The 25,053-nt window shown below is 59.3% G+C and carries 21 protein-coding genes; 7 read left to right on the plus strand and 14 right to left on the minus strand.

Features of this window, described 5'->3' with window-relative positions; translation table 11 throughout:
* Positions 1 to 51: 51 nt before the first annotated feature.
* Both rfbG and ACE3NW_RS03080 read left to right on the plus strand, forming a co-directional pair.
* The gene (gene rfbG, locus ACE3NW_RS03075) at positions 52 to 1,167 is read left to right on the plus strand and encodes a CDP-glucose 4,6-dehydratase (RefSeq protein ID WP_374280240.1); all 1,116 of its coding nucleotides are present in this window, start codon (positions 52 to 54) and stop codon (positions 1,165 to 1,167) included.
* On the plus strand, positions 1,167 to 1,664 hold the full coding sequence (locus ACE3NW_RS03080; RefSeq protein WP_374280242.1) for a dTDP-4-dehydrorhamnose 3,5-epimerase: 498 nt from the start codon (positions 1,167 to 1,169) through the stop codon (positions 1,662 to 1,664). Before rfbG ends, ACE3NW_RS03080 begins: the two co-directional genes overlap by 1 nt.
* Positions 1,665 to 1,822: 158 nt before the next feature.
* On the opposite strand, the gene ACE3NW_RS03085 is transcribed toward ACE3NW_RS03080, so the two are convergent.
* From ACE3NW_RS03085 to ACE3NW_RS03135, 11 genes are all read right to left on the minus strand, one after another.
* Complete coding sequence (locus tag ACE3NW_RS03085) at positions 1,823 to 3,175, minus strand: alanine/glycine:cation symporter family protein (RefSeq protein ID WP_374280244.1); 1,353 nt, start codon at positions 3,173 to 3,175, stop codon at positions 1,823 to 1,825.
* Positions 3,176 to 3,593: 418 nt separating this feature from the next.
* Positions 3,594 to 4,511 (minus strand): DMT family transporter, encoded by a 918-nt coding sequence (locus tag ACE3NW_RS03090; protein WP_374280246.1) that lies wholly within the window; start codon positions 4,509 to 4,511, stop codon positions 3,594 to 3,596.
* 152 nt (positions 4,512 to 4,663) lie between these two features.
* Positions 4,664 to 5,578: a D-alanine--D-alanine ligase gene (locus tag ACE3NW_RS03095; RefSeq protein ID WP_374280248.1), complete on the minus strand. Its 915-nt coding sequence runs from the start codon at positions 5,576 to 5,578 to the stop codon at positions 4,664 to 4,666.
* Positions 5,541 to 6,203 (minus strand): HDIG domain-containing metalloprotein, encoded by a 663-nt coding sequence (locus tag ACE3NW_RS03100; RefSeq protein WP_374280250.1) that lies wholly within the window; start codon positions 6,201 to 6,203, stop codon positions 5,541 to 5,543. The genes ACE3NW_RS03095 and ACE3NW_RS03100 overlap by 38 nt, the downstream gene beginning before the upstream one ends.
* Positions 6,204 to 6,365: 162 nt before the next feature.
* The gene (locus ACE3NW_RS03105) at positions 6,366 to 7,736 is read right to left on the minus strand and encodes a lytic murein transglycosylase (protein ID WP_374280252.1); all 1,371 of its coding nucleotides are present in this window, start codon (positions 7,734 to 7,736) and stop codon (positions 6,366 to 6,368) included.
* Positions 7,737 to 7,739: 3 nt separating this feature from the next.
* Positions 7,740 to 8,432: a helix-turn-helix domain-containing protein gene (locus ACE3NW_RS03110; protein WP_374280254.1), complete on the minus strand. Its 693-nt coding sequence runs from the start codon at positions 8,430 to 8,432 to the stop codon at positions 7,740 to 7,742.
* Positions 8,433 to 8,468: 36 nt separating this feature from the next.
* Entirely contained in the window at positions 8,469 to 9,317 is an 849-nt protein-coding gene (gene hflC, locus ACE3NW_RS03115) for a protease modulator HflC (protein ID WP_374280256.1), read from the minus strand.
* The gene (gene hflK / locus ACE3NW_RS03120; RefSeq protein ID WP_374280258.1) at positions 9,317 to 10,483 is read right to left on the minus strand and encodes an FtsH protease activity modulator HflK; all 1,167 of its coding nucleotides are present in this window, start codon (positions 10,481 to 10,483) and stop codon (positions 9,317 to 9,319) included. The genes hflC and hflK overlap by 1 nt, the downstream gene beginning before the upstream one ends.
* Before the next feature lie 443 nt (positions 10,484 to 10,926).
* The gene (locus tag ACE3NW_RS03125) at positions 10,927 to 11,184 is read right to left on the minus strand and encodes a hypothetical protein (protein ID WP_374280260.1); all 258 of its coding nucleotides are present in this window, start codon (positions 11,182 to 11,184) and stop codon (positions 10,927 to 10,929) included.
* Between the two features lie 71 nt (positions 11,185 to 11,255).
* Positions 11,256 to 11,834 carry a hypothetical protein gene (locus ACE3NW_RS03130; RefSeq protein WP_374280262.1) on the minus strand — a complete coding sequence of 193 codons (579 nt, stop codon included), beginning with the start codon at positions 11,832 to 11,834 and terminating at the stop codon, positions 11,256 to 11,258.
* The gene (locus ACE3NW_RS03135; protein ID WP_374280264.1) at positions 11,834 to 12,856 is read right to left on the minus strand and encodes a glycosyltransferase; all 1,023 of its coding nucleotides are present in this window, start codon (positions 12,854 to 12,856) and stop codon (positions 11,834 to 11,836) included. The genes ACE3NW_RS03130 and ACE3NW_RS03135 overlap by 1 nt, the downstream gene beginning before the upstream one ends.
* A gap of 176 nt (positions 12,857 to 13,032) precedes the next feature.
* Here ACE3NW_RS03135 and ACE3NW_RS03140 point away from each other — a divergent pair, with 176 nt between their 5' ends.
* From ACE3NW_RS03140 to ACE3NW_RS03160, 5 genes are all read left to right on the plus strand, one after another.
* Complete coding sequence (locus tag ACE3NW_RS03140) at positions 13,033 to 14,115, plus strand: glycosyltransferase family protein (RefSeq protein ID WP_374280266.1); 1,083 nt, start codon at positions 13,033 to 13,035, stop codon at positions 14,113 to 14,115.
* Between the two features lie 198 nt (positions 14,116 to 14,313).
* Positions 14,314 to 15,597, plus strand: coding sequence for an exonuclease SbcCD subunit D (locus tag ACE3NW_RS03145; protein WP_374280268.1), 1,284 nt, complete (start codon positions 14,314 to 14,316; stop codon positions 15,595 to 15,597).
* Entirely contained in the window at positions 15,597 to 19,574 is a 3,978-nt protein-coding gene (locus ACE3NW_RS03150; protein WP_374280270.1) for an AAA family ATPase, read from the plus strand. The genes ACE3NW_RS03145 and ACE3NW_RS03150 overlap by 1 nt, the downstream gene beginning before the upstream one ends.
* A gap of 265 nt (positions 19,575 to 19,839) precedes the next feature.
* Entirely contained in the window at positions 19,840 to 20,232 is a 393-nt protein-coding gene (locus tag ACE3NW_RS03155) for a squalene cyclase (RefSeq protein ID WP_374280272.1), read from the plus strand.
* A 133-nt stretch (positions 20,233 to 20,365) separates the two neighbouring features.
* The gene (locus ACE3NW_RS03160) at positions 20,366 to 21,991 is read left to right on the plus strand and encodes an outer membrane homotrimeric porin (protein WP_374280274.1); all 1,626 of its coding nucleotides are present in this window, start codon (positions 20,366 to 20,368) and stop codon (positions 21,989 to 21,991) included.
* Positions 21,992 to 22,095: 104 nt separating this feature from the next.
* Here the strand turns inward: ACE3NW_RS03160 and ACE3NW_RS03165 are convergent, their stop codons facing one another.
* The 3 genes from ACE3NW_RS03165 to ACE3NW_RS03175 form a co-directional block, all read right to left on the minus strand.
* Positions 22,096 to 22,401: a rhodanese-like domain-containing protein gene (locus tag ACE3NW_RS03165; RefSeq protein WP_374280276.1), complete on the minus strand. Its 306-nt coding sequence runs from the start codon at positions 22,399 to 22,401 to the stop codon at positions 22,096 to 22,098.
* A gap of 28 nt (positions 22,402 to 22,429) precedes the next feature.
* A complete protein-coding gene (chrA, locus tag ACE3NW_RS03170; RefSeq protein WP_374280278.1) occupies positions 22,430 to 23,722 on the minus strand; it encodes a chromate efflux transporter in 1,293 nt (430 codons plus the stop codon).
* A 109-nt stretch (positions 23,723 to 23,831) separates the two neighbouring features.
* Positions 23,832 to 25,019 carry an MFS transporter gene (locus ACE3NW_RS03175; protein ID WP_374280281.1) on the minus strand — a complete coding sequence of 396 codons (1,188 nt, stop codon included), beginning with the start codon at positions 25,017 to 25,019 and terminating at the stop codon, positions 23,832 to 23,834.
* Between the last annotated feature and the right edge of the window lie 34 nt (positions 25,020 to 25,053).

Raw genomic sequence — 25,053 nt, forward strand, 5'->3', positions numbered from 1 at the left:
CACATACCTTTCCGCGTCGGTCTGCGCGCGAAAACCCAATGAGGAATCAACATGTTTGCCAACGCATATAAAGGACGCCGGGTCTTTGTAACCGGTCACACGGGATTCAAGGGCTCATGGCTTGCGGCATGGCTCACCCAGATGGGCGCTGTGGTCGGCGGTTTTTCAGACTGCGTACCCACCAATCCCTCGCACTACGACGCCATGAATCTGGGCGCGCACCTCGAAGCCGACGTGCGCGGCGACATCCGCGACCGCGAGGCCATGGTCAAGGCCATGCGCCAGTTCCGGCCCGATGTGGTCTTTCATCTTGCGGCGCAGGCCCTGGTGCGCAAGTCTTACGAAGACCCCGCCCTGACCTTTGAAGCCAACATGATGGGAACCCTCAATGTTCTTGAGGCGGTGCGCGCCTGCCCCGATGTGCAGGCCGTGGTCATGATCACCTCTGACAAGTGCTACCGCAACGACGAACTTGTCTGGGGCTACCGCGAAACAGACCACCTTGGCGGGCACGATCCCTACTCTGCCTCCAAGGGCTGCGCAGAAATAATTGCCCATTCCTACTTTGAAAGCTTTTTCAAAGAAGGCCCTGCCTGCGCCACTGTGCGTGCGGGCAACGTGATTGGCGGCGGCGACTGGGCGCTCGACCGCATTGTGCCCGACTGCGCGCGCTCGTGGGCCGCCGGGCAGCCGGTGCAGATACGCAGCCCGTGGGCCACGCGCCCCTGGCAGCTGGTGCTGGAGCCGCTCTCTGGCTATCTGTGGCTGGGCGCGCGCCTCTTGCTGGGCCTCAACGAGCCTTTCAACCTGCGCAGTCAGGCCTACAACTTTGGCCCCGCAGCAGACGTGAACAATACCGTGGCCGAAGTGGTGGAAGCCCTGGCCCTGCACTGGCCCGGCTTTACCAGCGAGATGGACAAAAACGGGCAGGCCGGCATGAAGGAATGCACCCTGCTCAAGCTTTGCTGCGACAAGGCCCTGGCCCACCTCAACTGGAAGGCCACGCTCACCTTTGATGAAACCATCCGCTACACCGCAGAGTGGTACCACTGCTTCTACAAAGGCCACAGCGGCAAACAGCCCCAGAACATGCTCGATTTCACCCTTGGGCAGATCGCGGCCTACGTCAACGCCGCCGAACAGCGCAATCAGGTGTGGGTAAAGTAATGAATACGGCAGAGATGACTGCACAGGATGTGGGTATTGTTGGCGCTCTGCTGCACCCCCTGAAGGTCATTCCCACAGAGGGTGGGCCGGTGCTGCACATGTTGCGGCCCGGTTCGCCCCTGTTGCCAGACTTCAGCAAGGGTTTTGGCGAAATCTATTTTTCTGAGGTACTGCCCGGCCACGTCAAGGCCTGGAAGCGCCACACCCGGCAGACACAGCACTTTGCCGTGCCCTCCGGCCTGCTGAAGATAGTCCTGTACGATGACCGGCCCGAATCAGAAACGCGCGGCGTGCTGTGCGAACTGGCCCTGGGCCGACCGGAACACTACGGCCTGCTGCGCATTCCTGTAAACGTGTGGTACGGCTTTACGGCCATGGGTGATGCCCCGGCGCTCATCTGCAACTGCGCCGACATTCCCCACGACCCCACCGAAGGGCAACGACTGCCCTTCAACGACCCTTCCATTCCCTACCAGTGGAGTGAAGGAGGCGAATAAGGCGCTGCGGCGATCTGATCGTATCCTCGCCGCGCGGCATGGTATGAGCAAAGATAAAGGGGCATTCCTGATCAGGAATGCCCCTTTTTACGTATAAAGCGCTCAGCCGGATTTCTCCGGCCATATTTGCCGCTTATGCTATCGCTGGTAAGCCTGTATTATTGAAAATATTTTTTCGTTTCCGCCACCACAATGGGGCTCAGCACAAGCAATGCCACAAGATTTGGAAAAGCCATGAGAGCATTGGTGATATCGGCCATATACCAGATCGGCCTGATCGTCAGGTACGGGGCAACGGCTACACACAGTATATACAGAATTTTGTAGCTCATTACGTGTTTAACGCTGTTTGTCAGATACACAACACAACGCTCGCCGTAGTAATTCCAGCCGATAATCGTGGTGAAAGAAAAAAACACCAGGCCGATGGAAACCACGTACATTCCCATATCGCCAGACATGCCCGCGTTGAAAGCGGCATTGGAGAGGATGCCGCCGTCAAGTGCAGACGTTTCCAGCAGGCCCGACGTGATGATAACCAGCCCTGTCATGGTGCAGATGACAATGGTGGTGAAAAACACACCTGTCATGGCAATGAGGCCCTGCCGCACGCCAGAATCAGATTTGGCTGCGGCCACCACAATGGGGGCGCTGCCAAGACCGGCCTCGTTGGTGTACACGCCCCTGGCTATGCCGGTGCGCATGGCGGTCATGACAGAAACGATCACTGCGCCGGTTGCACCGCCAGCCACTGCCGAGGGCTCAAAGGCAGATTTGACCACCAGTGCAAGAGCAGCGGGAAGCGCCGCAGACTGGTTGCACAGCACATATGCAGAGGCGGCCACATAAAACGCCGCCATTAACGGAACAATATATTCTGCCACGCTCGAAATGGACTTGATGCCGCCAATGACAACAGCGGCTGTGGCAATTGTCACCACAGCGCCCACCAGCGGAATTGGCACATTAAAGGCATTGCTGACAGATTCTGTAATGGCGTTGACCTGCGGAAACGTGCCGCAGCCCATCAGGGCTGTCACAGCACCAAAAAAGGCAAACATCTTGGCAAGCCATTTCCACTTTATGCCCATGCCCTGCTCAATGTAATACATGGGGCCGCCAGCCACTTCACCGTTCTCGTCCACAGAACGGTATTTGATGGCCAGCACGCCTTCCGCATACTTTGTGGCCATGCCAAGCACAGCCGAAACCCACATCCAGAAGAGTGCCCCAGGCCCGCCCACGCGCAGGGCTGTTGCCACCCCAACAATACTGCCGGTTCCTATGGTTGCGGCCAGGGCGGTACACAGCGAGGCAAAGGCGGAAACATCCCCTGCTCCCGCACCTTCTTCTTTTTCAAAGATATAACGGATGGCCTTGGGAAGGTGGACAAACTGAAGAAATCCCAGCCGCAAGGTATAGTAGAGCCCGGTAGCCAAAAGAAGGATCATGGTTGGGGGACCCCAGACAATCTCCTGAATCTGTTGCAGAACGCCAATAAAACTTTCCATGAGAACCCTGGTTTTGCTGAATGAATGTTGAGTACTTCTAACGCCAGATGACAAACAGTGCGGCAAGGCCGTGCCAGCCTTGAGGCTGACACGTTGCCATCGCAGCAATGCACTATATCGCTTTGAAAAAAACGTTGGCCTGTGGTGATATGCGAGTTTTTGCCATTACGCAACACCCCAGTTAATCTTTCGCAACGATCATGCCCACGTTGTGCAGCTGTATTCAGCAAAAATTTCAGCATTGATCTGTCTGAAATCAGCGTTTCGAAGAAGGAAAATGTGTCTTTTTTTCACAGCCACGGTGTACTTGGCGCATATTTTGCCCGCATGAAACAAAAAAAGTGGAATACGGCTGACCGCATCCCACTCGTAAAATAACATTCTGGCCGACAATCACGGGGCCAGCTTGTGCGCGGCTTTACCGGCGCAAGGGCTCTGCCTTTTTAAGCACGCTGAAGCTGCGCATTTCTGAAATGGCCAGTCCCAGCAGTGTCAGGGCCGTGCCTCCGGCAGCCATCAGGGTTATGCGCTCGTGCAACACAACTACGGCGGTGATTACCGTTACCACGGGCACAAGATAGATATACACGCAACTTTTTACCGCACCCAGCCGCTGAATGGCGAATGTCCAGGCCACAAAGCACAGGGCCGAAGCCCCAAGCCCCAAAAACAGCAGATTGGCGGCGTTGGAAAAATCAGCCAGCCGCTCTGGTTTCCACGCAACATCCATAAAGGGCAATGCGGGCAGCATAAACAGCAATCCGTAAAAAAAGCAGCGCCGCGTAACCAGCAGGCTGTTGTAGCCAAAGGCCATAAGCTTGCGGGTAAGGATGGAGTACCCTGCCCACGAAAGGCCCGCCAATATGGCCAGCACGTCGCCCACAGGGTTGAGCCGCAGCTGTGTGCTGCCGCTGAAGCTGATAAGGCCAATACCCAGCATGGCCGCCACAAAACCCAGAAAAAAGTTCACTCCGGGCCGCTCGGCCCGCAGCAGCCAAAAGGCCAGCAGGCCCGCAAAAAATGGCGAAATCGCCACAATCACGCCCACGTTTGAAGCAAAGGTGTAGGTAAGCGCGATGTTTTCAAGCAAAAAATACAGTGTCACACCGCACAGCCCCGCGCAGGCAAACAAAAGTTCCTGCCGCCGGTCTGTCAGACGCAGAAGGCGCGGGCAGGCAAGCCACAGGGCAATATAGCCCAGCAAAAAACGGATAAACAGAATCTCCACAGGCGAAAATGCCCGCAGCAGCACCTTTGTGGAAATAAATGTGGTTCCCCACACAAGAATACAGAACAGGGCCGCCAGATGCCCCGCAAAAGCCTTGCTGTGTGTCATTGATCACCAGAGTGCGCGTTTACCCTTGCGGACGAGCTGCACAGACAGGAATGGAAGCGGCCAGAGTGCCGCAGTTTGGGGCTCCCTGGGGCAAAAAAAAGCGCGCTGGCTGCCTGGTGTGCGACGGGGCAAACAGACAGCCAGCGCAGATATCAGCAGCGGCGGGAGTCGGCCAGCCCAAGCTCCATGAGTTTTTCAAGCAGCTGGCCAAAATCCATGCCCACGGTACGGGCCTCGCGCGGCACAAGGCTTGTGGCGGTCATGCCCGGCAGGGTGTTGACCTCAAGTATGGCAAGGCTGTCATCGGCCCCAAGAATAAAGTCGGCCCGGCTGTATCCGCGCAGGCCAAGGGCCCGGTGTGCGGCAAGGGCGAGTTCCTGCACCCGCGCCGTGAGGGCCGGGCTGATGGGCGCGGGGCAGATTTCGCGCGCGCCGTCCTTGGCGTACTTGCTTTCGTAGTCAAAAAAGTCACCGGCCACCGGTTCGATCAAAATGGGCGGCAGGGCCGTATCGCCCAATATGCCGCATGTCACCTCGCGGCCAGCCAGCACAGGTTCGATGATAACCTCATCGCCCGCGTCAAAAATGCCCTGCAACACGGCATCAAGTTCCGCACGGTTGGCGGCGCGGCCCATGCGCAGTGAGGAACCGCCCGTATTGCTTTTGACAAAAAGCGGATACGGCAAGGAGGGCTGCCAGTCTGCCTTGGGGGCGCAGGGCAGAAATTCCCAGTCTGCCGTGGGCAGACCCGCATGGCGAAAAATCTGCTTGGCAGCGCTTTTGTTGAGCGCCAAAAAAGAACCAGCGGGGCCAGAACCCTGATAGGGACAGCCCACGCGCTCCAGCATGGCCTGCACCAGGCCATCCTCGCCGGGCGCACCGTGCAGATTTATAAGCGCAAATTCGTGCGCGGCTGCGGTTTCAAGCAGACAATCAAAGCCGGAGAGCAGATCAAAAAAAGTTACGCTGTGGCCGCGTTCAATCAGGGCCTGCTGCATGGCGCGCGCGCCGTTGAGCGAAACTTCGCGCTCAGTCGACCACCCGCCCGCAATCAAAAGAATTTTCATGTAGGGTCCATCCCAGCTGCGCCTCAAGGGCGCTTTCAATATTTTTTCCCTGCCTGTAGGCCACGCCAATGCCCTCGCGCGATACCGCAGTGCGGCCATAGCGCTCAAGCAGATCATCGTATCTTTCTTCAAGCGTAACGCAGCTGTCGTGCCGTATGCGCTTGTCGGCATAGATGACAAAAAATGGCAGGGAACAGATATCCGGCCCTTGGGGCAATGCCCACGGCCACCACACGTGCATCATCACCCCTTGGGCAATGGCATAGTTTCCGGTTTCGGCCACTGTCCAGGCAGCCCCAACCTGCGCATGGCTGCCGCCGTGTTTGACGCAGTAGGTTTTGGCTATGTCGTGCAGCAGCCCGCCTGCCCGCACCTCTGGCACGCGCACGGCAAAGCCCATGTCGGCCGCACGCTGGGCCAGAACCGTAGCCACATGCGCCACCAGCAGCGAATGCCGCCGTATGTTGGGAAGCATGGCGTATTTGTCCCACAGGGCAAAGCAGGCGGCATCTCCCGGAACGGGCCGCTGCGCACCCGCACGGCAGAGCGATGGCAATGGGGGCAGATCGGCCAGAGGACGATTGCCTTCTGTCAGGGAAGACTGTGCGGCGGAAGTGGTGTTCATCGTCAAAGTATGCCACTGCAATACCAGGATGGCAAGAATAGCCCGCCAGCCCGTGGCAGGAACATGCCCCGCTGCCCAAAAACAAAGCCATCCCGCTACCTGAGGCAAGGGGATGGCTTGAAGAGCTGTTCAAAAAAATGGGTGCTGGCCGTGCTGGTCGCCTTATTGGCCGGGAACTTTGCTGGTTGCCGGTTTGGCTGCCTTGGCCGGAGCCGTTTTTGCGGGAACAGGCTTGGCTGCCTTGCCCGGCACTGCCTTGGCGGCGGGTTTGGCGGGGGCTGGCTTGGCTGTGGCGGGCTTGCTGGCCGCCTCTGGCGAAGGCGCGCCGTTTACCATGTCTGACAGGGCCAGAATGGTATTGGCATAAATGGCCGCATGGTTATAGGCCATCAGCAGCTCGTGCTGGCGCGTGCGGGGCTGGCCGGGCTTCCAGCCGTGCTTTGCCAGATAGTTGGAAAGGCTGGCCACGGCATCGGCTATGGTGAACAGGTCAACCTTGCCGTCGCCGTCACCGTCTGCGCCGTAGGTGGCGATATTGGAAGGCATGAACTGGCACAGGCCCACTGCGCCGTAAATGGAGCTGGGCAAACGGTGCGGATCAATATTGTCGCGCAGCATGTGCTCCATCAGGGCCTTCACTTCCTTGTAGGCCCAGTCGGCCCGCTTGGGCATGATTTCGGCAAACCAGTCGAGATGTTCCTCATAACCGGGCATGCGCGGCAACCATTCGGGGATATCCGAGGGCTGACGCGTCACCGCCATGCTGGCGAGGGTGTAAAAAGCGTTTTCCGGCACATCGGCCAACACCTTGCCCAGCCGCGTTTCCACAAATAGCAGCGAAACAGCAATGGACGAAGGCACACCAAAACGCGCGCTGGCCTGATCAAAGGCGCGCTTGTTCTGCGCCACAAAATCGCGGCACAACTGCGCGTTGGCCTCGGTCAGCACGCCCTTGTAGTACTGTGCTGCCGGAGTGGTTGAAGGAGGCTTGGGGAAAAACTTGCGGTTGTAAAGCTCACGCATTTTTCTGCCCATGGGCGACTGCGTGGGCGTTGCATTGAGCGTTGCCAGCAGTGCGTCCACACGGGGGCCAGAAAGACCGTCTGCCGCCAGCCTTGCAGCCAGAGGCCGCCATGCGGGCGCAATCACCCCCGCCGCCTGCGGCTGTGCGGGAGCAGACTGGGGGGCGTAAGCGGGCGCGGCATTTTGCGCGGGCGCGCTATAACCATACGGTTGCGCCTGTGGCTGGCCGTAAGCAGGGGCAGCGCTACCCCCGGCATAGCCGGGAGTAGCGGAACCCTGAGAGCCCTGAGGCGAAACAGGCTGAGCAGTGTACGGCGCAGAGTACGACGGGGCGCCAGCAGCGGGAGAAGACGGCAAATCGTATGACGTAATGCCGTCGCCGCCGCGTGCGGGTGAAGAAGCCGTTTGTGCGCCGCCACAGGCGCACAGCAGCAGACACCCCGCGATACTACAGACCGACCAGACTTTTTTACACAAAGCATGAGCGGCCAAAGCCGACTGTTGCATCATTGCCTATACTTCCTGTAGCACCCACGCCACGCGGCCAAGCATGCGCTTGGTCAGCAGGCTTGCCGCCAGCTGGGTTTCGGGAAAGGCCGCTGCTTCAGAGCGCAGCACATAGCCGTCCTGGGTGCTGTTCAAAAAGACCCTGCGCAGCACCACGCCCTCGTTGGGGGCAAAGATGGCGTACACGCGGCCAGAAACCACATCGGTATCCATTGTATCTACACCCACATGCGCACCCTCAGAAATAAGGGGAGCCATGTTGGCACCGCGCACGCGCAAAACCTGAAGGCCATCGCGCGTAAGCGACAGGGGCAGTGATATTTTTCCCGCCAGGGCGAGTGCGGGCCGAGGAGTGTCATCGCTGTAGACGCACTTTGCATCGTATACCGAATGGATGCCGCCACGGGCCATGGCATCGCCATAGTGGGCAGCGGTTTCGGCAAGCGCAGCGGGGGCGTCTTCGGGCACGTATCCCTGCTCGGTGCGAAGGTACATGGGGCCAACGCCCTGCTTGAGCCAGTCGGGGTTGAGCCCGAACTTCTCAAACAATTTCATGAACCAGTCACCAGGCACGGAATTGCGCCTTTTCGCATCAGAGATACTGGACTGACGGATGTCCAGCACTTCGGCCAGCTCAACTTGAGTGCGGCTGTTGGTGGCCAGTTTGATGCGTTCGTATATCTCTGTGAAACCGGGCATAAGTCTTTGACTCCTAGCGTGGATGTGACCCACGCATCAACGTTGCTGATTAAGCAATGGTGTTTCGTTTGAAAGCACCATCCGACTGTTTTCTTTTAGAGATTTGCGCATGGCATCGAGCCAGCGCTGGTACGCGTAGAACTGGGGGGCCTTGTTGTATGCCTGGGCGTACGCCGCTGCCGCCTTGGCATCGCCCTGACCCCGTTCAATCTGCGCAGCGCGCGCCGCCTCTGCCAAGATAACTGCGCGCTGACGGTCGGCATCAGATCGAATACGCGTCGATTCCTCTTCGCCTTCCGAACGGTACTGTTTGGCCTGCCGCTCGCGTTCTGCCCGCATGCGACCAAAAATCGCGCGCTGGTTTTCTGGCGGCAGGTCGGTGCGCTTGATGCGCACATCCAACACCTCTACCCCGTAGCCATGCATAAGGTCGGAAACCTTGTTGGTCACTTCCTTCATAATGGCTGCCCTGTGCGACGACACTACCTCTGTAAGGGTGTACGCCCCCACCAGGGCCCGCAGCTGCGAATAGACAACGTCATCCAGTCGTGCCTGCGCCCCGGGGATAGAGCGCATGGTGCGGTAAAACTGCAAGGGATCAATGATCTTCCAGCGCGCGTAGTTGTCGAGCACAATGGCCTTTTTGTCGACAGTAAAGGCCTCGCGCGAGCGCGCTTCATAGTCCAGCACGCGGGCATCAAAGTAGACCACGTTCTGGATAAATGGGATTTTAAAGTGCAAACCAGGGCCATAAACCTGTGGTAGAGGTTCGCCCAGCTGTAATACAAGGGCCTTCTGCGTTTGATACACAGTAAAAAAGCCCTGAGTACCAACAACCAAGAGCACAAGAACCACCAGTGTCAGCAACAATGGATTTCTGCTCATTATTTTTTCTCCAGCGTCTTGGGCGATGCGGGAGCGCCGAGACCAGGCAGGGTAAGATAGGGCAAGGCACGTCCGGCTGCCGGATTGTCCATAAGCACCTTCTCGCCCGCGTTGGAAAGAATTTCTTCAACAGCTTCGTAATAAAGCCGCTGTTCGGTCACCTTGGGGGCCTTGTCGTGTTCTATGCGCAGGGCATCAAAGCGCGAGGCATCACCCTCGGCCGTGCGCATGCGCGTGGCACTGTAGGCCTCTGCCTCGTTTACCATGGCGGCAGCCTGGCCCCTGGCCTTGGGCAGCAGCTCGTTGCGGTAGGCCTCGGCCTCGTTGATGATGCGGCTCTTGTCCTCACGGGCGCTGGCCACATCCTTGAAGGCGTCAATCACTTCCTGCGGCGGATGCACATCCTGCAACTGCACGGCCAGTACCTGTATGCCCGCGCCGTAGCGGTCAAGCACTGTTTGCAGCAGATGGGTGGCATCGCCCTGAATTTTCAGCTTGCCGTCGGTAATGGCCGAATCTATCAGACTGTTGCCGATAACCTCGCGCATGGCAGCCTCGGCCGCATTGCGCACAAGGGCGGCCGGTGAGGTGACGTTAAACAGGTAATCCACAGGATCACTGATTTTATACTGCACGCTGAACTGCACGTTGACGATGTTTTCATCACCCGTGAGCATGGAGGCTTCTTCCGGAACCGTGCGTACCTGGCCCTGCTGAAAAGTGGCTGTCTGCCCCACAGAGCGGAAGCCCACCTCGCCACGCAAAACCTGTGTCACCTGCGGCTTGTACACCGATTCCACAGGGGCTGGCCACGCATAGTGGGGGCCGGGGCCTTCTGTGCGGTCATACTTGCCAAAACGCAGCACAACGCCCTGCTCGTCGGGGTTGACAATATATATGCCAGAGAGAAGCCACAGGCCCACAATGGCAAAAATGACCACAAAAATGGCCCTGCCATTGGGAAACCGCATACGGGCTATCCTGGCAAAAGGATTTTCGCCGCCGCCACCGGGGCCGCGCCCGTTGTTGAACGGGGTGCGCTTGGCGCGGGGGGCTTCGTCCTCCTGCTCCATATCGTCAGAATCAAAGTCCTGAGGCGGGCGAGGTGGAGGATTAGATCCTTGCTTCTGCCTTTTTTCCTGTAGTTTGTCCCAGTCCCAATTCATAATGCAAACATGTCCTTTAAAAAATGTGTGGCACTGTGGCCGGTCACGCAGGATCGGTCAAGTCACCACTGAGAAATTATTGAAGATAAGAAGAGCTAAGCATGGCACTACTGCGGTGAGAACAACAAGACTTTTTTGCCCACTCTGAACGGGCAGCTTGTAATATATAGACACAAAAATGAACAAAGTCAATACAACATGGTAATTGGTATGTTTTAAAATCGTTATTACATAAATTACAGACAGTTGTAATTTACGCATCAGGGCAGTCACGCTCCCTGCATGTAGGGATCATCTCAAGGGCTGACTAAAAAGCGTGCAGATCATTTTTCTCTCCAACAAAAAAAATCCACGAGCACACAAATCACGCTTGTGGAGAAATAAGTGAAGAAAAAAAAGCAGTTTGCAGCAGGGGCCGCGCCAACATCTGCGGCCCCAAACTACTAATAAGCCAGTGAAACTGCTGCATTTTTATCCATATTCACACTAGGGCTGCGCAGCGCTGCTCCTGCCAGGGGAACAACCCGCACCGCGCTTACGACATCTGCACGTACATCAAAACCGGGGGTGTAGGCAAGCTCTCCGCTTTCACCAAGGCTTTCACCCCGCCAAAGCGTGACAGCAAAAAACAGGGCACAACCCAGCAATGCGGCGCTCAGCGCCATATAGGGAACCGATTTACCACGATTCTGCCTGATCATGACGACTCCTTGCGGCAGCTTTTGCCGCCGCCAAGTTTTCGTCATTTGATGCAAAAAACGCGCCTGAATGCCTACTGACGCAGGCGGGCACACTCCTCAAGAATGCGCCCAAGCTCCTCATCGTCGGGCAGCTCCTTGAGCCCGGTGCGGGCGTGCCCCATGGCGCGCACGTATTCGCCCGCATCCATCATGGCCCTGGCCATCATGCCAAAAATGGCCTTTTCGTCCTTGTAGTGCTTGAGCGCTTCCACAAAACAGGCATCTGCCTCTGTGGCCTTGCCCTCGGCCAGGAACTTTTTTCCGTCGTTAAAGCATCTGTCGAGATTGAGCTTGCGTTGCAGGGCAGACTGATATTCTTCTTCCTTTTCCTGCCCCTTAAGCGAGCGGTACACCTGCGAAAGCATCTGCAACACGTCTTTTTCCGCGCCGGGCGCATAGGCCAGAGCCGGCATCCCCGCCGCCTTCAGATCCGGGTCGGCGGCAAGCTCGGTAAAAGCCGCACGAAAATCCCCGCGCAGATCCAGCGGAGCGCTCTGGCCGCCCAGTTCCTTGAGCGCAGAAATGGTCAAAAAAAGCGCTCTTTCCGTATCGTGACGCGAGCAGCAGGCCTTGGCCCGGCCCAGGTCTTCCCTGATCTTGCGTGCGTTCATCATAGCCCCTGATTGATTTTTGCCGCCTGGGCATGCCGTGCAAGCATCTGCCGCATGGCTTCTGCCGTGTCCCCATCCAGTTGATAGGACATGACATAATCCCTGAAGCGATTGTTCAGCCCCGCCGCCACTCGGGCGAGGTCGCGCTGAAATTCCTTGTATTCCCGCCTCTCCACCAGCCGCACACGGCCCTGGCTGTCCACATCATCCACGGCATAGCGACGCATGGGGGCCAGCGAGCGCAGGCCCGAAAGATAAAGAATCTTGTTCATGAACAGCTTGCCCATGCACAGGTTGTCCCTGATGACCAGCTCCCTGTGCAGCCTGCGTTTGTCTATGCCGCGCGCCGTGTAGGTCTGGCGGGCATCGTCGTCTTCCCTGATATTTTCAAAATATTCCGGCCCCAGGTAGTAATACTGCGGCAGGCCCGCAGCCTGCATGCGCAGGCCGTAATCGCCGTCTTCTCCGCCATAGAGGCCGTATTCTTCGTTCCAGAAGCCCAGCTTTTCAGAAACAGCCTGCGGCACAAGCACGGCCTGCCCCGGCAGATTACCCACACACAGACCCAGTTCGCCGTGCGGTGTCTGCTGGCAACCGGGGGTTTTATGGAGCATTTCGCGGTTAAACGCGCCCCCAAGGTTTGAGAGCGGCTGCCCGTGGCTCCACAGGGCCAGCAGATCGCGCAGCCAGTGCCGCCGCACCATGGCGGTATCGTTGTCCAGCTTCATGTACAGCGGCGCGGGCACAAGTTCCCAGCCCACATTGGCAGCGCAGGCCACGCCCATGTTGCGCGGCAGCAGAAAAAGATTGTCTATGAGACCCTCGCCGCGCAGGCGCAGCAGGGTTTTCACCAGTTCCGGCTCGCTGCCGTTATCCACCACAGTAATGTCAAAAGGAACCTCGCGCGAGGTGCTGGCCAGCGCGCGAAGGGCGCTTTCGGTGGCTGCGGGCCGGTTAAAAACAGGAATGGTCACGTTGCAGAGCGGCCCCGCCGGGCTCGCCCCAGTGCTGGGCTCGTGCATGTGTGCTCCACTGGCGCAGCTGCGCCCACCGCCAGCCTTGGCAGCCAACAATGTACTTCGATGGTAGAGAACAGGCCCGCAGCCGTCAAGACAGGTAATTGACGCTCCCGCCTGGCGTTGGTAGGCTTGCCGCCGCAAAGCCGCCGCCTATTCTGCGGCAGGCGCAAAGGAGCACCATGGCGCGCGTACTATACGGCATTCACGGCACAGGCCACGGGCACGCCATGCGCGGCCTGACCATTGCCCGTCGCCTTTCACGGCACGAATTTCTTTTTGTGGCAGACGACGACGCGCCCAAAATTCTTGAGCCGGAATTTCCCGTGCGCCGGTTGCCCAATCTGGGCACGGTATTCAAAAACTACAAGGTGGACATGGCGGCGACCATTGGCCGCGCACTGCCCCTGCTGTGGCACAGGCAGCGCTATATCGACCAGGTTTCGCGCCTGATCGACGAATTCAAGCCCGATGTCTGCATGACAGACCTCGAATACTTTGTGCCGCGCGCGGCGGAAAAAGCAAATATCCCCTGCCTTACCCTCGACCACCAGCACATCATCACCTGTTGCCAGCACAATCTGCCGCCCAACATGTGGTGGGATACCTTTGTGCAGGGGCTTACGCCGCGTTATCTTTTTCGCCCCACGGCCGAGAACCTCATCATTTCCTTTTACGCGCCCCCGGTACTGCCCCAGTACAAGGCGCGCGTGGCACCGCCCATTCTGCGCGACAGCGTGCTGGCCCTCAACCCGCGCGACGACGGGCATGTGCTTGTGTACCAGAGCAATTCCACCCACCGCAAACTGGTAGACTTTTTGCGCGCAGCCACCCGCAAGACCTGCTATGTTTTTGGCTACGACCACACCGAAGGGCAGGAAGACAACGTGGTCTTCATGCGCAAGAGCGAAGAAGGCTTTTTGCGCCTGCTCGAAGGCTGCTCCTACGTTGTTCAGGGCGGCGGGCACACTCTCATGGGCGAGGCCCTGCATCTGGGCAAGCCCATTCTTACCCTGCCCCTTACGGCCATGGTCGAGCAGCGCTTCAACGCCCTGTACATCGAACGCCTGAACTACGGCATGCAGGCCGACATGCACACCCTTGAGCCAGAGCTGCTGCACAGGTTCGAGGCCAATCTGCCAGCCTACAAGGCAGCCATCGCCGCAGGCAAATTCTGCGGCAACGAAACGGTTTTTGGCCTTGTGGACCACTTTATCCGCAACGGTTCGCTGCCCGTACACGGCAACCCCGCCGTACAGGAATAGGCGCAACATCCCAATATATCTGCCATTGCACTACAAGGGGCTGACCAACACGCACGCTGGTCAGCCCCTTGTGCTTTGCAGCACGGGTCGGCCTGATCCAGTTAAGACACCATAATTGGGCGCTGCGCTTGTCATTTATTTTGAAAAAGTCTAGATTTAAGCAATATTTTCTCTCCAATCCATAACCGAGGCTTTCGCATGGACGGCATCCGCTATATTCACGCCGCCGATCTGCATCTGGACACGCCGTTTCAGGGGCTTACCCGCACGGCGTCACAGGGGGCACATCTGGCGCGCCTGCTGCAAGAGGCCACATTTAAAGCCATGGATCGCCTTTTCCGGCTGTGTGAATCAGACAAGCCGGATTTTCTCATTCTTGCGGGCGATGTATACAACGAAGAAAATCACAGCGTAAAAGCCCAGCTCAAACTGTGCGACGGCTGCAAGCGCCTGCGCGATGCCGGGGTGCGGGTTTTTCTGGCCCACGGCAACCACGACCCGCTCTCCTCGCGCCTTGCGGCAGTGCAGTGGCCAGACAATGTGACCATTTTCGGGCCCGAAGCCGAAAGCCACACGGTTGAAAAAGACGGTCAGGTTGTGGCGGTGGTACACGGCATCAGCCATGCCAAAATAAAGGAAGGCCGCAATCTTGCCCGCATGTTCCGGCGCAGCCAGCAACACCAGTGTTTTCAGCTGGGCGTGCTGCACTGCACGGTTGAAGGGCAGAGCAAGGCCGACCGCTACGCCCCCTGCTCGCTGGACGACCTCAAAAACAGCGGGCTCGATGCCTGGGCTCTGGGCCATGTTCACGAACGCGCAACGCTGAGCGCAGCCCCCTTTGTCGCCTACAGCGGCAACGCCCAGGGCCTGCACATCAACGAACCTGGGCCGCGTGGCTGCCTGCGTGTTACGGCCAGCCCGCAAGCTGACGGCACGTTTGCCTGCCGCGAGGAATTTATACGCCTTGGGCCCGTGCAGTGGGCCAGGGTGCAGATTGATCTGGACAACGTGGCCGACCTCAACGAGGTGGAAGCCCGCACCACCCGCGCGCTGGAGCAGGCCGCCGAATCCACCGATCCCGGCTGCGATGCCCTGATCACCCGCGTGGTTCTGCGCGGGCGCACCCCCCTTGATGCCGCCCTGCGCGACACCGTCAATCAGGAAGACCTGGCCGAAAGGCTGGCCCATCTGCAAACCGCCACGCCCAGCGTGTGGCTCAAGGACATGCAGGCCGAAACCAGCCCCGCCATCGACCGCGCGCAGTATCTGCAACGCGAGGATCTGCTGGGCGAGGCCCTGCGCCTGGCCGACCGCATGACGCAAAGCGGCGAAGCCCTGCACGAGGTGGCCGCCCCCGCCCTCAAACAGCTTTATGACCACGGGCAGCTGCGCCATATTCTTACCCAACCCGACGATGAGCGCATGCGGGCCCTGCTGGAAGAGGCCGAACGTCTGTGTACCGATCTTCTGGAGGCCCGCTGATGTATATCCAGTCCTTCCACATGGACGGTTTTGGCATTTTTTCGGACGTGAGCGTTGAAAATCTTTCGCCGGGGCTTTCCATTTTTCTGGGTGAAAACGAAGCGGGCAAATCCACCTGCCTGGAATTTCTGCGCACCATGCTCATTGGCTATCCCGACCCGCGCAACAAGGAATACAAACGTATTCCCGGCCCCCTGCGCGGCGGCCAGCCCGGCGGCAGCATGGATCTGTTTGCCGAGGGGCCCGGCACGCTGCGCCTCACCCGGCGGCCCGGCAGCAACGGCGGCGTGCTCACCCTCACGGATGCCGGGGGCAAACCGCTTGAGCCCGACATGCTGCGCCAAATGCTCTCTGGCGTGAGCCGCGATGTGTACCGCAATGTTTTCGGCTTCAGCCTCACAGAACTTGAAGACCTCAACAGCCTCACCGACGAGGGCGTTCGCAATGCCCTGTACGGCGCAAGCTTTGGGCCGGGGCTGCGCTCTCCCGGCGAGGCGCTCAAGCAGCTGGACAAGGAAGCCGCAGAGATTTTCAAAAATGGGGGCAGCAAGCCCGCCCTCAACGCTGCCTTGCGCCAGCTCACCGATCTGCGCCAGCGCAAGGCCCTGCTTGAACAGGAATGCGCGGGCTACGACAGCATGGCCATGGATCTGGCCGAAAAGCGCCAGGCCCTCACAAGCCTGCGCCACCGCAAGGTACAGCTCGAAGAAGAACGCCGCGTGCTTGAGCGCCGCCTTGGCGTATGGTTGCAGTGGAACGAATGGCGCATGGCCGGTACGCGCCTTGAGCGCCTCACTCCTGTCAGCGCTTCCTTTCCCGAAAACGGCAAGGAAAGGCTGGCCCGCGCGCAAGAGGCCCGCGAAGGCTGCGAACGCCAGTGGGCGGCGCACATGGAAAAGCTCACACGCCTGCGCCAGCGCCGCGATGCCATTGAAATCAGCCAGCCCATGCTTGAAGCCCTGCCCGCCCTGCGCCGCATGTCCGAGCGCAAAAGCGGTTTCCGTCAGGCGCTTGGACTCTTGCCCACGCAGGAGGAAACCCTGCTGCGCGCCCAGGAAGGCCTGAGCCTTGAGCTTTCGCGTCTGGGGCCAGACTGGACGTGTGACCGCATCCGCGCCACAGACCGCTCGCTCTTTACCTGCCATGGCCTTGACCATCAGGGTACGGAAATGCGCACCGCTGCCTCGGCCCATCAGGCCGCCGTAGACAGCCTTACCCAGAGCAACCGCGAGGTTGAAAGCGCAGAACGCGAGGTGTCCAGCAATACGGCTGCCCTTGATCTGCTGCCCGCCCCGCCCGCCGCTCTCGATGACGACGCCCGCGACAGCCTGCGCCAGGCCCTTGCCCGGCAGGAGGAAGCCCGCCGGCAACGGCCCCTGCGCCAGCGTGCCGTGCAGGAGGCAAAAACAACATTTTCCCGCGCTTTCAACCCGCTGCGGCTGGTTGTCAACGGCGCGGTCGATACAACCCAGGCCGAATCGCTGCTCGACACCCTGCTTGCCCGGCAGGAGGAAGCCCTGGCCCTCGCCGCAGAGGTGCAGGAAAAAATGCACCAGTCCGACGATGCCGCGCAAGAGGTGCGCCAGGCAGAGGAACAGGTGGCTGCGGTCAAGGCCCGCACAGAGGCTCTGCGCGAAGAGCAGCGCCATGCCAGCGGCCCCAGCCGCGAAGACCTGGACGGGCAAACCCTCGCCCTGCGCAAGCTGCGCGCCCTTTCGACCACCCTGGACACAGAGCGCCAACGGCTGGAGGAGCTCAACACCCGCATCGCCAGCGAGCCCCCTGTTTCGCGGGTAAAAAACATTCCCCTGCTGGTGCTGGGTATTGCGTTTTTTCTTGGCGGGGCTGGCATGCTGCTGGCCTACTGGCGCATGGGCATCACAAGCATTGCCCTCTCGCCGGGGTTTGAGCTGCCCGTGAGCCTGTGGTCCGGCTATCTGCTGCTGCTCTGCGGCGTGGGCTTTCTGGCGGGCGGCGTGCCGCACAACGGCCCGGAGGCCAAGCGCCGCAAGCAGGAACAGATGCAGCTGCTCGGCAGGCGCGATGCCTGCGCCGCCCATGTGGCGGAGCTGGACGTACAGGCCAGCCAGCTTTGCGCTGCGGCAGGCGTGCAGACCATGGACATGGTGACCCTTGAGGCCAGGGAAGTGCTGCTGGAGCTTGAGCGCGAGCAGTGCTTTGAAGAGGAACGCGCCCGCAAGGACATGGACGAGCTCAAGCACGCCATGGATCTGGCCCGCACAGAGGTGAGCAAGCGTCAGGCCGTGCGCTCCGAGGTAGAAGGCGTTGTGCAGCAGACCCGGCGCCGCTGGCACGAATTCATGCTGGCCCTGCATGTGGCCAACGTTCCCTCGCCCGAAGGCGCTTCGGCCTTTTTTGCCCGTGCAGAAGCCGCCCGCCTTGCCTTTGGCGCTGTTGCCGCTGCGGAAGCGGAGCTGCGCGCCCTTGATGACGACCTGCACCAGACAGAAGAACGCATGCGCCTTGTGCCTGCCGTTGCCGAACGCCTGCCCGCCAATGCCGATTCCGATACCCTGGCCGAGGCCGTGCGTCAGGTGCTTGAATCGTGCCGCGAGGCCGATGCCGCCCGCGAGCTGCGCATCAAGGCAGAGGCCGCCTTGCAAAATTCGCAGAGCGAGCTGCACCGTGCCCGCACCCGTCAGGCCGAGGCAAGCGCCGAACTGCGCGTGGCGCAGGAAAGATTCAACGAGGCCCGCAGCCAGTGGGCCGCCTGCCTGCAAGGCCTCGGCCTTGGCAGCGACCTTGCCCCGGAAACGGTACGCGAAGCCCTCAAATACATGGAAAACTGCCTGGCAGCCGAGGCCGCCGTGCAACGCGCCCAGTCGCAGCTCAACCAGAGCCGCGCAGAGCTGGAAGCCCTGCGCGAACCCTTGCAGACCCTGCTTGCCGAACTTGGTTTTTCGCCCCTGCTCGATGCAGACAACCAGCCCGACTGGCTGCTCAGCCTCGATGCCGCTCTGGAAGCGGCAGAGGCCATGGCCCAGGCCCACAGCCGCCGCCGCAGCCTCGACCACGAGGTAACGGAACTGGAGGACGAAGCCCGCGCCGCAGAGGCAGCCCTTGAAAGCGCACGCGGGGCCGAGCGTTCGCTGCTTGCCATGGCCGGGGCGCAGGATGCGGAGGAATTTTTGCGTCAGGCTGCCCTGCACGAAGAACTGCGCGCCCTCACCCTGCGGCGGCAGGATCTGGAGGACGCCCTGCGGCTGGCGGCAGACAAAACCCCCTTGCAGGAATTTATCGATTCCTTTGGGCACGAGGATCAGGAAAGCCAGGAACGGCGCAGCGCCGCCATTGGCGAAGAACTCACCGCCATACAGGAGCAGGAAGAAAACCTCGTCAAAAAGGTGGCCGATCTGGGCAACAAGGTGGATGCCCTCTCCCGCACGGATGAGCTCTCGCAGATATTGCAGGAGGAGGCCGCGCTGGTGGAAGACATGGAGCGCATGGCCTTTGCCTGGAGCCGCATATCCCTTGCCCGAAGCATTCTCGAAACAGCCAAGCGCACCTTTGAGCAGGAGCGCCAGCCAGAAGTCATACGCCTTGCTTCAAGCATTTTTACGCGCATTACAGGCCAGCGCTGGCGTGGCATTACGGCCTCGCTTGAGGATGCCAGCCTTGCCATCCTGCCCGCGCAGGGCGAACCCCTGCAACCAGAAAACCTCAGCCGTGGCGCGCGCGAGCAGGCCTATCTGGCCCTGCGCCTTGCCTACATCAAAAACCACGCCCTGCATGCAGCCCCGCTGCCCGTCATCATGGATGAAGTGCTGGTCAACTTTGACCCGCAACGGGCAGAGCGCACGGCGCGGGCCTTTGTGGAACTGACCGGCGGCGGCCAGGGCAAGGCTCACCAGCTGCTCTACTTTACCTGCCAGCCCCACATGGCTGAACTGCTGCGCAAGGCAGAGCCGCAGGCTGCGCTGTTCCACGTCAAAGACGGCAGCATCAAGGCCGCATAGAGCCAAACCATATACCTTCTGCACACTGCGGCGGGCGCTTTTCTCAAGCGTCCGCCGCGCCTTTTTTACGGCGCGCCATCCCGTTTTCCACACTGTTTGTTTTTGTTTTACGATAGAGCTTGTAGATTGCTACTATTCTAAATTTTTCGGTTGTAATTTCAAATTGTTAAGAATTGAATTTGAAAAGTAATTTCATTTTTATTGACACATACCTCTGCCTGTGCCAGAGTGCGCCATGCACATTCAGCCAAGCGGAGAAAAAAATATGGATCAACATCCGGTAGTTATCGACCATGCTGGGCTTTCCCACCGTTTCAGCCACGACAACCTGCACATATCCGTTTCATCCCGCTTTGATCCGCCCCAGGCCAATGCTCTTGTTGCACTGCTTCAGTGCAATCAGGCCAACTGCAAACGAATTTTCATCGATGTGCGGCACGTAGCCGACCCCCACCCCTCTGCCATCGACACGCTTAAAACTTCACTGCTGCTGGGCGGGCTCAGTACAGAGCGCATTGTCTTCAAGGGCAAGAGCGGCTTTGACATGGCCGTTACCGGCAACCGCGTGCTCATCGAGCAAAAAAAGAAGCACGTGTGCAAGGGCAACTGCGCCAACTGCAAGTGCGGGCACAACAAACACCACCATACGGAAAACTGATCAGCCGCCATAACGGTGGCCGCATGGCATCGGCAGGATGCCAGCGCGGCATGATCTGCAACACGCATAATGCGCGCCGTGGTCGGCTGTGGCCGCCACGGCCTGCGCGCAACCATTTACGGAGGAGCAAGGAATGAGTGCAAAAGAAAGGAATGGCCTGAACCGCTTTAAAAAACTGTGCATGGTCACTCTGCTGGCAGCGGGCATGCTGATGGGTGTGGCCGGGGGGGCCAAGGCCATCGAATTCAAGGCCAAGGGCGAATGGCTGGTAGGCTTTGGCGTGGGCGACGGCAACCTCACCAAAAACAGCAAGGACAACAACGGCAACAAGACCAAAACCAACAGCGACGACCAGTTCGGCGCTTCGCAGCGCGTGCGCTTGCAGTTGGATGCCGTGGCCTCCGAGGCCCTTTCCGGCACGGTATATTTTGAAATTGGCGACCAGAAATGGGGCAAGGCCGACGAGGGCGGTGCGCTTGGTGCCGATGGCCGTGTTGTGGAAGTCAAAAACGCCTACATCGACTGGCTGATTCCCCAGACCGACGCGCGTCTGCGCATGGGCATACAGACCACCACCCTGCCCAACGTGGCGGGCGGCTCTGCCGTGCTGGATGCGGACGCCGCAGCCCTCACCGCCAACTACAAGTTCAACGATACCGTGGGCCTCTCCTTTATGTGGGCGCGCCCGGTCAACGACAACTTTGGCAACGGCTACTTTGACTTGGCCAACAACAAATCCAGCACGGAAAAGGCCAACTACCTCGATAACCTTGACCTGTTCATGCTGTCCATGCCCCTGCACTTTGACGGCGTGGAAGCAACCCCCTGGGCCATGTACGGCATGCGCGGCAAAAACGCCCTGCGCGGTCTTGAAGACCCGGTCAACAATTCTCCGTGGGAAACCAACGACGGCAAACTGGGCCTTACCCTGCCCGGCCTTACCCCCGGGTTCAACTACGCCAACGCCAACATTACGCCGCTCACCAACTCCTCCACCAGCAAACAGTATGGCTCGCTGTTCTGGGCTGGCCTGCCGGTGGCCATCACGGCCTTCGACCCCCTGAACATCGAGTTTGATATCAACTACGGCTATTCCGAAGCTATGGGCCGCTTTGACGTGCTCAAACGCGGTGAAGAAATTGTGCGCGCCAGCACGGGCCGTCAGGGCTGGCTGGCCAAGGCCCTTGTGGAATACAAGCTGGACTGGGCCACCCCCGGCATCTTTGGCTGGTACGCCAGCGGTGACGACGGCAATGTCAAAAACGGTTCGGAACGTATGCCCTCCATTGCCGGTGCGGGCAACTTTACCTCGTTTATTGGCGACGGCAATCTCTCGTGGAGCCCGGTTGCCAACGGTTGCGACTGGAACATGAGCTACGCGGGTACGTGGGGCATCGGCGCACAGCTCAAAGACATGAGCTTCATGGAAAACATCACTCACACCTTCCGCCTGGCCTACTGGGGCGGTACCAATGCTCCCTCCATGGTCAAATACATGTCGTCTGCCTCTGCGTGGCAGCAGGGCTATGGCGGCGACGGCCCCTACCTGACCACCAACGACGGTCTGCTGGAATTCAACATTGTGAATACCTGGCAGGCCTACGAAAATCTGGGCGTGAATCTGGAACTTGGCTATGTTGCCAACATGATGGACAAGGGCACCTGGAAGAAAGCCGGTTACAACAACGGCGCGGGCAACGGCAGCTTTGAAAAGCAGGATGCCTGGAAAGCCCAGGTCGTCTTCCAGTACACCTTCTAACCCTCCATACCGTTATACGCGCCGTTCCCTTCCCGGCGCGTGCGTTTCGCCGCTTCCGCCAGCCGGAAGCGGCGTTTTGCGTTGTGCGAGATTGCGGGGCTCTGCTAGCTGTGGGCGGCATCCCACGCGGCAAGCCCGCCCTCAAGATACTGCACGTCAAAACCCCTGGCTGTAAGCGCGGCCTGCACCGACTTGCTCACCGAGCCGCCGCGCACGCAGTAGATGGCCACGGGCTTGTCGCCGGGCAGTTGCGCTGCCCAGGCATCGACATTTTCAGGATTACGCCACTCTGCCCCGCCAATGGTACGCGGATCAGCCTGAAAATCTGCCTCGCGGCGCACATCGCACACCGTTGCGGATTTGTTGGCCAACAGCGCCACAAATTCCTGCACCGTTACTGTCGCACCCATGTCATCCCCCTTGCTGCTTACGGTTATTCTACCAGATCCTTTGCCACAGCAAACCGGCCAGCCCGCTCAGGCCCACCAGAGCATGCATGGAGAGCTTGAAGCGCACCAAGGCCACAAGCGAGGCCAGCGCAACCACCACGGCAAAACCGTCAAACCCCGTTGCGGGAAAAAACGTGTTCAAGGCAAAGAACACACCGATCTTGAGAATAACCCCAACAACCGCGCCCGATATGCCCGTAAGCGCGGCATTGAGCTTTTTGTTGGCGGTAATGGCCTCAATATACGGCGCACCCGCGAATATGAACATGAAGCTGGGCAAAAAAGTGGTAAAGGTGGTGAGCAGCCCGCCCGCTATGCCCGCCGCAAGCGGAGTGAGGTTTCCCGGCTGGTTCCAGGCGGCGATAAAGCCCACAAACTGCGTCACCATGATCAGCGGGCCGGGGGTTGTTTCTGCCAGGCCAAGGCCCAGCAGCATATCTTTTTCTGTCAGCCAGCCCAGATTGACGGCATGCTCAACAATATAGGCAATAACGGCATACGCGCCGCCAAAGGTTACAAAGGTGGCCTTGGTAAAAAAAACGGGAATCTGCGATAGCATGTCACCCATGCCCCTCGTGGCGAATACGGGCACAATAACAGACAGCCAGATCACCAAAAAGATGGCCACTACCTTGAACAGATGCGACAGCGGCGGCAGGTTGTTAAATGATTCTGGTGCTTCAAGCATGCATTCGTTTGTTCCCGGTTTTTTCTGGCAAAAGATGTCTGGACGCAGCCTGCCAAGAAGCACCCCGGCCAGCCCAGCCAGCAGAACAATGACAGGAAAGGACACCCCCCAAAACTGCCCAAGCACAAACGAACAACCGGCAAATGCATACAGGGCCGGATGGCGCAGCGATTTTTTTGAAAGCCGTATGAGCGCCTCAACCACAATGGCAACCACTGCGGCGGCAATGCCGTGGAAAATTCCGGCCACAAGGGGAACCTGCCCCTTGGCTGCCGCCAGCCACGAAAGAAAAAGCATCAGAAACACCGAGGGCAGCAAAAAGCAGATGCCCGCTATTGTTCCGCCCCAATAGCCGTTGAGCCGCCAACCTATGTACACCGCCAGCTGGTGCGCCTCTGGCCCCGGCAAAAGCATGCAAAAGTTGAGCGCCCGCAAAAAAACCTTTTCGCTGATCCATTCCCGGCCATCCACCAGGTTTTTGTGCATCATGGCGATCTGCCCTGCCGGGCCGCCAAAATTGATGAAGCCCAGCTTGAACCAGTAAAGGAATGCTTCCCGCAAAGAAACTTGTGGCCTTGCCTCGCTCTCGTCCATATATTTTCCCTTTGCATCAGCATGTTACAGGATAAATTCTGCCAGATATCCACCGTACGGCAATTGACCAGAGAGCTCTGTTAAATCCTACTATCCTCATGATTGCAGATCAATCGGGTTCTGCCACATTGCGCAAAAATACGGGAATTGCCAGAAATACCATGCCTGCCAACAGGGGGAAGCATACCTGATACCCGCCCCAGCCAATGAGCAGACCAGCGCAAATGGGGCCTGAGGCATGCCCGATATCAAAGATGGTTCCAAACGCGCCCATGGCAGAGCCAAACCGCCGGTCACGGCACATATCTGCCACCAGCGCGGCAGAAGAAGACGTTACAAGTGCCTCGCCCATGCCAAACACAAGGCAGGCAGCCAGCAATGCAAAAAATCCGTGCATGAAGGGCATTGCGGCGAGCGCCCCGCCGCACAGCAGCAACCCGGCCACAATCAAGCCGCGCCTGCCACGCGAATCAGACATCCTGCCCAGCAGGGGTTTGCTGAGCATGGTCACAAAAATCTGCACACCCCACAGCAAACCGGCCTGAAATTCCGACAAACCCACCACTGTCACTGCATAGATGGGCAAAAATGCCTCCAGCGCGCCCATGCCCATGTTCTGCACGCCCTCAACGGCAGAGGCTGTAACCAGCCGCCTGTCAGAGAGCACCTCGGCAATACCCTGACGAAAACGCCGCAAGCCAGAGCCCGCCGCCTGTTCCATCTCTTGCGGGGCATCACGCCCCAATGTTTTGAGGCCCAACAGCAGGGCCGCCATGCCCGTAACAGCACTGAGGGCAAAAACCATGCGAAACTGCCACAGCACCGGCCCGCCGCTGGCGCTCACATCGAGCACCAGCCCGCCAATGGGCGCGCCCAGCAGGGTTCCAATGATGCCCACCGACGAAAACCACGAGAGCAGCTCACCACGGCGCGAACCAGCAACCTCGGCCACCACGGCCATGGCCACCGGGCCGTAGATGGCCGTAGCCAGCCCGTGCATAAAGCGCACAACAATCAGCGCCCGGTATGAGTCGATGAAAAAGTAGGCAAAGGGCATGAGCCCAAACACAACCAGCCCGGCCAGCATGGTACGCCTTCTGCCCACCACGTCTGAAAGCGCGCCTGCTGGCAGCTTGAACAATATGCCCGTAACGGTGGAAATACCCACAGCCAGCCCCACGGCCTCCGGCCCTGCCCCCAAGAAGAGAGCAAAGAGTGGCAGCACCGGGTTTCTGGCCAGGGCATACGAAAACCGGGCAAAAAAGCCCACGGCACACAGGTTGTTGAAATCCCGCATCTATGCCTCGCTGGGTGGCGCAAGGGGCACACCC

It is taken from the genome of Desulfovibrio sp. (assembly GCF_041907885.1).
Taxonomy (GTDB): Bacteria; Desulfobacterota; Desulfovibrionia; order Desulfovibrionales; family Desulfovibrionaceae; genus Desulfovibrio.